Annotated in this window: 12 protein-coding genes; 3 read left to right on the top strand and 9 right to left on the bottom strand. The window is 72.7% G+C overall.

What is annotated here, in order from left to right:
- Positions 1 to 63: 63 nt before the first annotated feature.
- From FHX31_RS26545 to FHX31_RS26530, 4 genes are all read right to left on the bottom strand, one after another.
- Complete coding sequence (locus FHX31_RS26545) at positions 64 to 255, bottom strand: hypothetical protein (protein ID WP_013283933.1); 192 nt, start codon at positions 253 to 255, stop codon at positions 64 to 66.
- Between the two features lie 111 nt (positions 256 to 366).
- On the bottom strand, positions 367 to 1,083 hold the full coding sequence (locus tag FHX31_RS26540; protein WP_071096884.1) for a VOC family protein: 717 nt from the start codon (positions 1,081 to 1,083) through the stop codon (positions 367 to 369).
- 127 nt (positions 1,084 to 1,210) lie between these two features.
- Positions 1,211 to 2,251: a hypothetical protein gene (locus tag FHX31_RS26535; protein ID WP_184977382.1), complete on the bottom strand. Its 1,041-nt coding sequence runs from the start codon at positions 2,249 to 2,251 to the stop codon at positions 1,211 to 1,213.
- A gap of 75 nt (positions 2,252 to 2,326) precedes the next feature.
- Positions 2,327 to 2,983 carry a 4'-phosphopantetheinyl transferase superfamily protein gene (locus FHX31_RS26530; RefSeq protein ID WP_184977381.1) on the bottom strand — a complete coding sequence of 219 codons (657 nt, stop codon included), beginning with the start codon at positions 2,981 to 2,983 and terminating at the stop codon, positions 2,327 to 2,329.
- A 126-nt stretch (positions 2,984 to 3,109) separates the two neighbouring features.
- Between FHX31_RS26530 and FHX31_RS26525 the strand changes: the two genes are divergently transcribed.
- Positions 3,110 to 3,385, top strand: coding sequence for a hypothetical protein (locus FHX31_RS26525; RefSeq protein ID WP_013283937.1), 276 nt, complete (start codon positions 3,110 to 3,112; stop codon positions 3,383 to 3,385).
- A 52-nt stretch (positions 3,386 to 3,437) separates the two neighbouring features.
- Here FHX31_RS26525 and FHX31_RS26520 read toward each other — a convergent pair whose 3' ends face one another.
- The 3 genes from FHX31_RS26520 to FHX31_RS26510 all read right to left on the bottom strand — a co-directional run bounded on the left by FHX31_RS26520 (position 3,438) and on the right by FHX31_RS26510 (position 7,483).
- Positions 3,438 to 4,211, bottom strand: a complete 774-nt coding sequence (locus FHX31_RS26520) for a hypothetical protein (protein ID WP_013283938.1) — start codon at positions 4,209 to 4,211, stop codon at positions 3,438 to 3,440.
- A 2-nt stretch (positions 4,212 to 4,213) separates the two neighbouring features.
- A complete protein-coding gene (locus FHX31_RS26515) occupies positions 4,214 to 5,506 on the bottom strand; it encodes a VWA domain-containing protein (RefSeq protein ID WP_047890732.1) in 1,293 nt (430 codons plus the stop codon).
- 306 nt (positions 5,507 to 5,812) lie between these two features.
- A complete protein-coding gene (locus FHX31_RS26510; protein ID WP_184977380.1) occupies positions 5,813 to 7,483 on the bottom strand; it encodes a dolichyl-phosphate-mannose--protein mannosyltransferase in 1,671 nt (556 codons plus the stop codon).
- Between the two features lie 92 nt (positions 7,484 to 7,575).
- On the opposite strand from FHX31_RS26510, the gene rsmI reads away from it, so the two are divergent.
- Positions 7,576 to 8,415, top strand: coding sequence for a 16S rRNA (cytidine(1402)-2'-O)-methyltransferase (rsmI, locus tag FHX31_RS26505; protein WP_221488155.1), 840 nt, complete (start codon positions 7,576 to 7,578; stop codon positions 8,413 to 8,415).
- A gap of 60 nt (positions 8,416 to 8,475) precedes the next feature.
- On the opposite strand, the gene FHX31_RS26500 is transcribed toward rsmI, so the two are convergent.
- Entirely contained in the window at positions 8,476 to 9,306 is an 831-nt protein-coding gene (locus FHX31_RS26500; protein WP_221488154.1) for a hypothetical protein, read from the bottom strand.
- A gap of 127 nt (positions 9,307 to 9,433) precedes the next feature.
- On the opposite strand from FHX31_RS26500, the gene metG reads away from it, so the two are divergent.
- A complete protein-coding gene (metG, locus tag FHX31_RS26495) occupies positions 9,434 to 11,236 on the top strand; it encodes a methionine--tRNA ligase (RefSeq protein WP_013473943.1) in 1,803 nt (600 codons plus the stop codon).
- A gap of 58 nt (positions 11,237 to 11,294) precedes the next feature.
- Here the strand turns inward: metG and FHX31_RS26490 are convergent, their stop codons facing one another.
- Complete coding sequence (locus FHX31_RS26490; protein WP_013473944.1) at positions 11,295 to 12,146, bottom strand: alpha/beta fold hydrolase; 852 nt, start codon at positions 12,144 to 12,146, stop codon at positions 11,295 to 11,297.
- Positions 12,147 to 12,171: the final 25 nt, after the last annotated feature.

Here is a 12,171-nt window from a genome sequence, read left to right as displayed (position 1 = left end):
CCGACAGCGCACGCCCGCCGCGCGTGCGGCGCGGCCCGACCTCGGATCTCCGGCAGGACGGGGTCAGGCGGAGAAGTCGTCGTCGGCGTCGCGGGCGTCCGCCTGGATGTGCTCGCCGGGGCGCTTGCCCCGGATCTCATCCTGTTCGCGTACCCGGTCCGCTTCGGCGTGTTCGTCCTGGTTCAGGTCACCGAGCCGCGCCCGGGCCGGACCGGCCAGGTCCTCCAGGTCGTTCTTCGCGCGCTCGACGCTCATTGCCGCCTCCCCGGATCGTCGCGTGGCGGCCCTCGCCGCCTGCCGAGGCGCGTCCCCGCTGACCCGGCCGGCAAACCGCCGCCACCGGCCGGGCGCCCGCCCGCCGTGCGGTCATGCGGGCGGCAGTGCGGTGATCAGGTCCTCGGCGTGCCGCAGCGTGTCGGCCAGCGCGTCGCGCGATCCGTCGTCCAGCGGGATCGAGCGGGCCTGCCGCACCAGCTCCCGCGCGGACTCCGGCTCGTCGAGTTGCAGCGCCAGCTCCGCCCGGTAGACCAGCGCCTCCACCTGGACGGCCGGGTCGTCGGCGGCATCCGGGCGGGCAAGCGCGCCGTCGAGGATCCGCGCGGCCTGCTGGGGATTGCCGCGAGAGTCCGCCTGCACCACCGCGTTCTGCAGCGTACGGGCCAGCCCGCCCCTGTCGTCGGTCTCCGCGGTATCGCTCCGGCCGACGAACCGGATCCAGTTGCCGCCGGGGTCGACGATGCTGAACCCGAAGTGGCCCTCCTGGTTGCGGCGGGGCCGGGGCCGGGTCATCCGGGGCACGCCGGAGACGAGCACCTTGCCGTACGTGGCACGCAGGCCGTCGGTGAAGGCCCGGTGGATGTCGACCAGGTCGTCCACCACCACCAGGCAGGAGCCGTACGAGTCGGCGGGATCGAACTGCGGCATCCCGAAGAAGTGCAGATGGAGATCCTCCCGCCGCAGTGTCAGGTACGGGTTCGGGCGCTCCTGCCGGTACGTGATCTCGAAGCCGAGGGCCTGGTAGAAGGGCGCCACATCGTCCAGGGAGCGGCACGGCAGCAGCGGGATCGTCGTCTCGTTAGCCATGCTCCGAGCCTGGCGACCGAGGGCCGGCTCGTGCACATGGAAATGTCCGTTCGGCTTCTGGCGCCGTCCGAACGGACACGGGGGCCGGTCCGTAGTGGACCGGCCCCCGTGCGGGGTTTCGTTCGGGTCAGGGCTTCCAGGACCCGGCGGAACGGAAGCGGTGCTTGTATTCCACGACGCCGTTCTGGTCCTTCACGTCGAAGATGAGCTGGCCGCTGCGCTTGGAACCCTCGGGCAGGTTGTTGCCCGAGGTCATCAGCTTGCCGCAACCCGAGAAGGCGCCGCCGATGCCGCTCTCCTCGGTGCCGTCCGCAGCGACCCAGGTGAAGTAGAACGGGTTGATCGAGCCGGTGCCCTTGGTGATCTCGGCGGTCACGTCGGCGATCAGGAACATGCCGTTCTTCGGGCCGGGCATGACCTCGCTGCAGGCGGCGTTCCTGGTCCGGAAGTTGCCGACGGTGATCTCGATGGTGCCCCGGTCGTCGTTGACGACCAGCTTGTCGCCGGCCGGCATGTTGAACGTCTTGTCGTCGGTGTTGCCCGGCTGCGGCGTGCCGGTGGGAGCGCCCGTCGGGGTGTCACCTGTGGGCTGGCCGTAGGTGACGCCCGGGGTGGGCAGCGAGTCGATCGCCTCCTGGGTCTTCTTCGCGCCGCTGTAGATGGCGAAGATGCCGCCACCGCAGCACAGCAGCAGCAGGATCACCGCGATGATGCCGACAGTGATCCAGACGTTCTTGTTCGACTTCTTCGCCGGCGGTCCGAAGGGCGCTCCGGGCGGCGGCGGGTACGCGCCACCACCCGGCGGCGGGTAACCACCCGGGGGCGGGTAGCCACCCGGCTGCTGGTACTCGCCGCCCGGGGGCTGGTACGCCGCACCCGGCGGCTGGTACTCGGACCCCGGCGGCGGGTACGCACCGCCCGGCGGCGGGTACGCGGCACCCGGCGGCTGGTACTCGCTGCCCGGCGGCGGGTACGGCGCGCCCGAGACGGGCGGCTGCGGCGCGTCCGAGGGCGGCGGATAGGGCGCGCCCGAGGTCGGAGCGGGCGGCGGCGCGTACGGGCTGCCCGGCACCGGCGGCATCGGGGCGGTGGGGAACGCCTGCGTCGGCGGTTCCTGCGGCTGCTGGTTCGGGTCCGGTGACCCGGACGGAGGCTGAGGGTGGCTCACCGTACTCCTTGGGCGCCTTCGGAATTTTCAGTCGGAACGACGGTACAAGCCGGGCACAACCCGCCCGACAGGGCCTCATCGATGTGGCAGGACGGCCGCGGTGCGGACCAGGTCGTCGTCCACGGCGAACCGTCCGGTCACCGCTGACGGCGGATCGGGCACCGGGGCGGCGGCGATCCGGGCCGGCGCGATCACCGCGTGGAAGGTGCCCGCCTCCGGGTCGAGCACGACGCGCGCGTCGGCGAAACCCAGCCACGTCCCGACCAGCGGGTGCCAGACCTTGTAGACGGTCTCCTTCGCGCTGAACAGCACCGTCGGCCAGGGCGTGCCGACCGGCAGCCGGGCCAGGTCCGCCTCCTCGTCGGGGCGGCACACCTTCCGCCGTACCCCGGCAGAGAGCGGCCGGTAGCGCTCGGCGTCGATACCGACGGCGCGCACGTCGGCGGCGCGGGCGGCGGCCGCCGCGCAGTAGTCGCGGGTGTGGGTGATCGCGCCGACCACGCCGGGCGGCCAGATCGGGGCCCGGTCGGCGCCGGCCGGTACCGGCGTGGCGGGCAGGCCGAGCGCGCCGAGCGCCCGGCGGGCGCAGACGCGCCCGGCGGTGAAGTCACGGCGGCGGCCGGGCACCGCGCGCTCACCCAGGGCGGCCAGCTCGGCCGGGAGCAGGTCACCGGCCCAGTCGGCGGGGGTGGCCACCGCGACGGCGACCTCGGCCGGAAGCAGATCACGCACGAGAGGTGGATGACGGGGACACGCGGTGAACGTACCGTAACGCTTGGGCGTGCCGCTGCGCTGAAGGAATGTTGCGGGGAGGCAACCGGTCCATCACCACCATTCCTGACTCGGAAGGAGCGGCCGATGACGCCTGGCGCGGAGGTTTCGGGAAGTACCGGCGGCGAGCACGTGCCGGTGACCCCCGACTGGACCTGCGGCTCGTGCGGTGACGACTGGCCCTGCGCCACGAAACGTCATCACCTGCTGCGCGAGTACCAGGTGGACCGGGCGTCGTTGAGCGTCTATCTCGGGTCCTGCCTCGCCGCGGCGACGCAGGATCTGCGCTCCGTGCCGGTCACCGCGCTCCAGGACCGGTTCATCGGCTGGGTGCCGCGCGGCCCGCGTATCGCCGAGGCATGAGCGCGTCCGGTGGCCGCCGCGTCGGGTTCGCGGCGGCCACCGGCTGCGGTCCTCAGGGGCGGCGCGGCCGCCGGGTGAGCCCGAAGCCGACCACGCCGGCCACGGCGGCGAGCACGCCGCCCACAGTGGTCCACACCCAGCGCGATCCGGCCTCGGGGAGCCACCCGGTCAGGTCGGTCTCCTCGTCGGCCACCGGCTCGGGCGTCGGCTCGGCGCTGAGCACGGTGCCGGCCCTGGTGTTCGGCACCAGCGGCGCGGCCAGTTCGCCGTCGTCGCCGGACGCGCCGCCCTCGTCGGTCGCGCCGACGAGCATCTCCACGTCGATCGGCAGACCGAGGTCGGGTTCCGGCAGATCGGTGACGGAGAGCCGGATGTAGTAGGTGCCGGGCAGCGGGTCGCCCGACCAGGGTTCGGCCCACGGCCGTACCCGGCGCAGCGTGCAGCCCAGCGCGACGCTCGTCGCCGACGCGCCGGCGGTCGGGGTCTGCGCGCCCGCTGTGCACGCCTGCCGGCGGCGCAGCCCGTCGAAGACGTCGACGGTCCAGGTGGACGCGCCGCTGCGTGGCTTCGGGAACGTGACGGTGGCGGTGACCTCGTGCACCTGCCCGGCGTCGGCGCGGAACGACCAGTACAGGTGGTCGCCTGTCGACGCGCCCACCTGCACCGGCTGGCCGGCGGTGACTGTGGTGGCGGTGAGGAACGAGGTGCCGGCCTTGGTCACCGTGGTCGCGCCCGGTGACGGGCTGGGCGCGGCCAGGGCCGCCGCCGGGGTGAGGGCGAGTCCGGCGGCGGTGATCGCCGCCGCGGAGCGGATCAGCGTACGCATGCTCAGTTCACCCTCCACGTGTGCACCCACCAGCGGGTGAGCAGTCCGGCGACCAGCCCGGTGAGCAGTCCGGCGAGCGCGAGCAGGAGCAGCAGCACCCAGCCGCGGCCCAGATCCGGCCCGTCCGGCGCGGGGGAGGCGGCCACCACGTCGACTGTCAGCTCCACCGGCATGCCGGGCCGGGCCTGGGTGCCGGGCTTGGCCGCGAACGAGTTGCTGACCACCAGGCAGACGGTCCGTACGGGCTGCTCCGCGCCGGCGCTCGGCTCCGGGCTCGGCCCGTCCTCCTCCTCTTCGGCGGCCGACCAGCGCAGCCCGGCGGAGACCACGTCGGTACGCCCGCTGCCGGCGTCGACGCCCCGGACCAGTTCCCGCCCGTCCGGCGCGGTGGCGCGCAGCAGCACGCCGTAGTCCGGGTTGACCGGCCGGTCCAGCGCGACGCTCACCGAGGCGCGCAGTTCCTGCCCGGGACGCACCGGCACCCGGTACCAGCGGTGCTCGGAGAACGCCTCCCGGTCGCTGTAGACGCCGGGGGCGAGCAGCGGCGCGCCCTCGCACGCCGTGCCGCCGCCGACCACAGCCGGAGCGGCGGTGTACGTGTCCCGGGCGCGGTCGACGAGCTGCTTGATCCGGCCGGTCAGCTCGTCGGCGCTCTGCGCGGCGGTGTAGGTGCCCCCGGTCGCGCCGGCGATGCAGAGCAACTGCTTGCGTACCTTCTCGTCCGGCGCCAGGCCGAGCGTGTCGACCACCAGGCGGGTGCCCTGGGCGGCCAGCTCGCGGGCCACCTCGCACGGGTCGGGCGGCGCGCAGGTGTCCTCACCGTCGGTGATCAGCACGATCCGGCGGGCGGTGCTGCCGGTTCCCAGGTCCTGCGCGGCGGAGCGCAGGGCCAGCCCGACCGGTGTGAAACCGGTCGGCCGCAGCCCGGCCACGGCGGCCTTGGCCTGGGTACGGTCCACCGGGCCGACGGGCACGATCTGCTGGGTGTCCAGGCAGCCCTGCTTCTTGTCCTTGCCCCGGTAGGTGGCGCCGAGCACCCGGATGCCGAGCTGTGTCTCGTCCGGCAGGGCGTCGACCACCTCGTTGAACGCCTGCTGGGCGACGGAGATCCGGCTGCGCCCGTCGATGTCGCGGGCCCGCATCGATCCGCTGACGTCGAGGACCAGCTCGACCTTGGGTGGTTCGGCGACGGGCTCGGTGGTCTCGTCGTCGGCCCCGGCGGGGCTCGGCCCGATCAGCGCGGCCGCCGCCAGCAGTCCGATGAGGACGGCCGTCGATCGTCTCTTGTTGATCACCGGGCGAAGTGTAGTGAGATCCACTTTGGAAGATCATCCGGGTCGGAGGTGCCCGCCGGAGGCCCGTCTCCGGCGTCCGCCGGGGCCGTCACGGTCGCGCTCGGCCACCCACCGTTAGCTGCACCATGTAAACCTTTCGGCCGGTGGTGCACTCGTCGGAAATCTGACCGGCCCGCACCCGTTGTGCCGTTGCCGGAGTGTGGTTAAGCTCTGTCTTGCGCGCCCCAATCGCCCGCTTCCCCCGTGGCAGGCGATCGGGGCGCGCTTCTTTGTGCCCCGGCGCCGCGCAGTGCCCGGCGCCCCGCGTCAGATCCAGCGGCCGTCCAGCCACATCCGCGCCGACCAGTCCGCGTACGGCAGCACCCGGCCCACGAAGATCGGGTAGAAGTAGGCGAAACAGAGCGCCACGAGCAACACGTACGCGCCCGCGATGATCCCGCCCACCAGCCGGCGGTCGTGGACCTGTTGCGGGTCCGGTGGCGCGGCCGTGTTCGACACCGGCGCGGGGGTGGCGATCGCGCCGAGCACGTAGACCACCGCGAGCACCAGGAACGGCACCGCCGGCGCGGCGTAGAAGGAGAACATCGTCCGGCCGTCGAGGGCGAACCAGAACCAGGGCAGCAGGCCGGCGGCGGCGCTGAGCAGGATCGCGCCCGCCCGCCAGTCACGCCGGGCCAGCCCGAGCCAGGCGGTCGCGGCCAGCGCCGGCAGGAACGACCACCACAGCAGCGGCGTACCCAGCAGCAGCACCTCCGAGGCGCAGCTCGGTGCGCCGCAACTGCCGTCCCCGGACCAGTGGAACGCCACCGGGCGGCCGAGCAGCAGCCACTGCCAGGGCCAGGACTGGTACTTGTGCGGGTCGTCGAGCTGGGTGTGGAAGCCGTACGCCGCCTTGTGGTACTCCCACAGGTTGATCAGCGCGCCGATGATCGGGGTGTCGCTCAGCTCCGGGTTGTTCGGGTAGCGCTCCGCCAGGCGGTAGTAGCCGTCCTGGCCGAGCAGCCAGCCCGACCAGGTCGCCACGTAGGTCACGAGCATCAGCACGCCCGCGGCGAGCAGCCACGGCAGTTCGTCGAGCACGGCGTCGCGCCACGGCCGGCGTACCCCGGACGAGCGGCGGACGCCCACCTCCCAGAGCAGCACCAGCAACGCGAACGCCGGTACGAAGTAGAGCGCGCTCCACTTCACCGAGCAGGCGCAGCCGAGCAGCACACCTGCTGCCAGCCGCCACCACGGCCAGTCCCGCCAGCCCGACGACGGACGGCCGGCCCGGCCCGGCTGTGTCGGGTCGAGCCCGCCCTCCAGCGCCCGCGCCCAGCGCCGCCTCCGGGCGTCCCGGTCGAGCACGAGCGCGCCGAACGCGGCGAGCACGAACAGCAGCAGGAAGATGTCGAGGATGGCCGTGCGGGACAGCACCAGGTGGTAGCCGTCGAGCGCGAGCAGCAGGCCGGCCGCGCAGCCGAGCACCGTGGAGCGGAACATCCGCCGCCCGATACGGACCAGCAGCAGCACCGACAGCGTGCCCGCCACCGCCGCTCCGAACCGCCAGCCGAACTCCGGCGAGGTGGTGATCAGGTGGCCCGGCACCGAGACGCCGCTGTCCGCGTCCTGGTAGCCGAAGGCCCACTCGCCGATGCCGATCATCCACTTGCCCAGCGGTGGATGCACCACGTACGAGGGGCCGTTGTCCTTGTAGTTCCACTCGAAGCCGCGGTCGATCAGCCCGTACGCGTCCTTGGCGTAGTAGGTCTCGTCGAAGATCTTCCCGGGCGGGAAACTGAGCCCCACGAAGCGCAGGATCGCCGCGACGCCCACCACCACCGCTGTCGCCAGCCACGCCTGACCTCGACCGATGCGATCATCGACGGTGGCGAGCCGGCGCCGCACGGCGGCGGGAAGCCCGCGCCCGGCGCCGTCGCCCCGGTCGGTGGTGGAAGGGTCCGGGTTCGCGCTCTGTGCTGTCGACGCACTCGTCACCCGGCGATCGTAGGCTGCGAGGGTGCCCGGTGGCGTCTCTCGTCTCCGAAATTGGTACGACCGTCGATGAGGGAGCGCACGCCGTGGGGGAAATGTCCGAGGTAGGGCGGCTCGTGTTGCTCGGCGCGCCGCTCGGCAACCCGGCCGACGCGTCCGCCCGGTTCCGCGAGGTGCTGGCCGCCGCCGACGTGGTCGCCGCCGAGGACACCCGGCGGCTCACCCGGCTGGCCCGCGACCTGGACGTGACTGTGCCCGGCCGGATCGTCTCGTACTTCGAGGGCAACGAGGAGCGGCGTACCCCCGAGCTGGCCGAGGTGCTCACCGCCGGCTACACGGTCGCGCTGGTCACCGACGGCGGCATGCCGAGCGTCTCCGATCCCGGCTACCGGCTGGTCCGGGCCGCACTGGACGCCGGTGTGCCGGTCACCGCCGCGCCCGGGCCGAGCGCGGTGACCACCGCGCTGGCACTGTCCGGGCTGCCCTGCGACAGGTTCTGCTTCGAGGGCTTCCTGCCGCGTACCCCCGGCGCCCGCCGCTCCCGGCTGCGCGCGCTCGCCGCCGAGGACCGCACGCTGGTGTTCTTCGAGGCGCCGCACCGCATCGCCGGTGCGCTCGCCGACCTGGCCGAGGCGTTCGGCAGGGACCGGCCCGCCGCGCTCTGCCGCGAGTTGACCAAGACCTACGAGGAGGTCGTCCGCCGGCCGCTCGGCGAACTGGCCGAGTGGGCCGCCGAGGGCGATCCGCGGGGCGAGATCACGCTCGTCGTTGCGGGCGCACCGGCCACGCCCGCGGTCCGGCCGGACGACGAGACGTTGCGCGCGGCGGTGGCCGAGCGCGAGGCGGCCGGGCTGTCCCGCCGGGACGCGATCACCGAGGTCGCCACCGCGTACGGGCTGCGGCGGCGCGAGGTGTACGCCGTCGTGCACAGCTGAAAGGAAGGGCCCCTTCTTAACGCCTGCGGTAGAGGAAGGGCCCCCTCTTAACGCCTCACCTCACCAGGCGGCGGCCAGGAAGCCGACGGTGATCAACGCCGGCCCGGCCAGCGCCAGGCCGACCGCCCAGCGCCGCTGCCGTTCGTCCGCGAGCCGGGTCGCCCCGGTCCACCTGGCGATCCCGGCGGCGCAGCCGGCCACCAGGGCCAGTCCCAGCAGCCAGCGCAGGTGCCTTCCGACGCCGGTGTCCGCGTAGGCGGTGGACCCGTCCGGCCCGGTCATCCGCGCCCGCAGCGAGCTGCCGGTGTCGGTGCGCCCGGCCGGTACGCCGCTGACCCGTACCCCGTGGGCCTGGAACCGGTCGCCGTCGGCGGAGAAGATGCCCCGGCAGCGCTGGGTGAGCCCGCCGCCCGCGCACTCGGTGATCATCACGGTGCCGCCGGTCGAGTGCCCCACCGCCAGCCAGAACGGCCCGGCGCTCACCCAGGCGAAGAACGCGGCGAGCAGGCTCAGCGTCAGCAGCACGGCCAGCCCGGCGGGCGGGCTCGGCGGCGCGGCCGGGCGGGCGCGTTCCCGTCGCGCCGGGGGCCGGCCCGGACGTGGGCGCGGCTCGTCGCGCAGCGGCGTGCCGTCCCAGTGCACCTCCTCGATCGGCGCCCAGCCGCCGGACGGGGCGGCCTCGCGCTGCCAGCGCGGCTGGCGTACCGGCACCCGGCTCGGCACCGCGTCCACCGGCGCTCCGGTGGTCGGCTCCACCTCCACCGGCGGGTCCGCCGGGTCGAGCCGTGGCTGGGGAGCGACGGGCCCGCCGGGCGGCGTGGGCCGCGCCGCCCGCCGCGTGGCGGCCGCCGACGGCTCGGGCGCCGCTGGTCTGCTGGTCACGATGTTCATTTCACACCGGTACGTCTGGCTTGTCGGGCAGCTCACGCCGCGTGTCGGCGACAAATCGGACGTACGGTCGGAGCGCGCACCCCATTGGTTCGCGGCACGCCCACGGCAATCACTAGGCTTGCTGCTCATGAGTCACGTTCTCGCCGCGGTCGCCTGGCCCTACGCCAACGGCCCGCGCCACATCGGCCACGTATCCGGATTCGGCGTTCCCTCCGACGTCTTCTCCCGGTACATGCGGATGGCCGGTCACGACGTGCTCATGGTCTCCGGCACCGACGAACACGGCACCCCGATCCAGGTGCAGGCCGACGCCGAGGGGGTCACCCCGCGCGAGCTGGCCGACCGCTACAACCGGGTGATCGCCGAGGACCTGCGGGCGCTGGGCCTGTCGTACGACCTGTTCACCCGCACCACCACGCGCAACCACTACGCGGTGGTGCAGGAGCTGTTCACCGGGCTGCACCGCAACGGCTACATCGTCCCGAAGGTCACCATCGGGGCGATCTCCCCGTCCACCGGCCGGACGCTGCCCGACCGCTACATCGAGGGCACCTGCCCGATCTGCGGCTACGACAGCGCGCGCGGCGACCAGTGCGACAACTGCGGCAACCAGCTCGACCCGATCGACCTGATCGACCCCAAGTCGAAGATCAACGGGGAGACCCCGGAGTTCGTCGAGACCGAGCACTTCTTCCTCGACCTGCCCGCCCTGGCCGACGCGTTGCGGCAGTGGCTGGACACCCGCGACGGCTGGCGCCCGAACGTACTGCGGTTCTCCCGCAACCTGCTCGACGACCTCCAGCCCCGGGCCATCACCCGCGACCTGGAGTGGGGCGTGCCGATCCCGCTCGACGACTGGCGTGACCGCCCGGACAAGCGGATCTACGTCTGGTTCGACGCGGTCATCGGCTACCTGTCCGCGTCCATCGAGTGGGCCCGGCGCACCGGCGACCCGGAGGCCTGGCGCAAGTGGTGGTCGGCGGACGGGGAGGGGAAGGACGCCCGCTCCTACTACTTCATGGGCAAGGACAACATCGTCTTCCACTCGGTGATCTGGCCGGCGCTGCTCGGCGGCTACTCCGGTGAGGGCGCCCGCGACGGCGAACCGGGCGAGCTGGGCCGGCTCAACCTGCCCACCGAGGTCGTCTCCAGCGAGTACCTGACCATGGAGGGCCGGAAGTTCTCCTCCTCCCGCAAGGTGGTCATCTACGTCCGGGACTTCCTGGAGCGCTACGACGCCGACGCGCTGCGGTACTTCATCGCGGTGGCCGGCCCGGAGAGCAACGACACCGACTTCACCTGGGCCGAGTTCCTGCGCCGCAACAACGACGAACTGGTCGCCGGCTGGGGCAACCTGGTCAACCGGTCCGTGTCCATGGCGGCGAAGAACTTCGGCGCGATCCCGCCGGTCGACCCGGCCGGGCTCACCGAGGCCGACCAGGCGCTGCTGGACATCGCGAAGGCCGGCTTCGCCACCGTCGGCGACCTGATCGCCCGGCACCGGCAGAAGCAGGCCATCGGCGAGGCCATGAAGGTCGTCGCCGAGGCCAACAAGTACCTCTCCGAGCAGGCGCCCTGGAAGCTCAAGGGCGAGGACGAGAAGCCCCGCATGGGCACCGTCCTGCACGTCGCGCTCCAGGTGGTCAGCGACGCCAACACGCTGCTCACCCCGTTCCTGCCGCACTCCGCCCAGAAGATCCACGAGCTGCTCGGCGGCACCGGCGTGCACGCGCCGATGCCCGTCATCGAGGAGGTCGACGACCTCGACGGCGGGCCGTCGTACCCGGTGCTGACCGGTGACTACACGGTCGGGGCGCGCTGGGAGTCCGTACCCCTGGAAGTGGGCCGGCCGCTCGCGGCGCCGAAGCCGGTGTTCCGCAAGCTCGACCCGTCCATCGTCGAGGAGGAGCTGGCCCGCCTGGCCGGCTGAACACGCGCGCGAACCGCGGCCCGGGGATCTCTCCCCGGGCCGCGGTCGTGCGCGCCGGTCAGGCGCGGGCCATGCTCGGCTTGCCGATGAACTCCATGATGGCCTTGTTGACCTCGGTGGGATGGGTCCACGGCGTGCCGTGCGGCGCACCCTTCAGCGTGACCAGCTTGGCGTCGGACAGCATGTTCACCAGCCGCTGGCCCGTCACCGGGTACGGCAGCACGTTGTCCTTGTCGCCCTGGATGATCAGCACCGGCACGTTGATGTTCGGCAGGTCACCGCGGAAGTCGGTCTGCCAGGCGTCCACCGAGTCGTGGGTGCCCTTGGCCGACGCCTGCGCGCCGATCTGCCAGTGCGCGTGGTACGCCTCGTCGCTGACCAGCGTCCCCCGGTTCTCGCTGGCGTTGAAGAACGCGTCGCAGAACTGGGTCAGGTAGGCGAACCGGTCCTGGATGATCGCCTTCTGGAACCCGTCGAACATGCTCTTGTCGACGCCCTCCGGGTCGTCGGGCGCCTTGAGCAGGTACGGCGCCAACGGGGCCATCAGGACCGCCCGGTCCACCCGGTCCGACCCGTACGCGCCCAGATAGCGGGTCACCTCACCGGTGCCCATGGAGTGCCCGACCAGGATCGCGTTCCGCAGGTCCAGTTCGGTCATCAGCACGTCGAGGTCGGCGGAGAACGTGTCGTAGTCGTAGCCCATGGCCGGCTGCGCGGAGTTGCCGAATCCACGCCTGTCGTACGTGATCACCCGGTATCCGGCGTCCAGCAGCGGACCGCTCACCTTCTCCCAGGTCGCCCCGTTGAACGGGAAACCGTGGATCAGCACGATCGGCTGACCGGAACCGTGATCCTCGTAGTACAGGTCGATGGGTGCGGAGTTCTCCGTACCGACGGTGACGAAAGGCATGTCGGGATTCCCCCTCGCGCGGGTT

The organism is Micromonospora sp. CNZ286 (assembly GCF_014207755.1).
The sequence above is the reverse complement of the archived record's forward strand: the minus strand, read 5'-3'. Positions and strand labels throughout refer to the sequence as shown.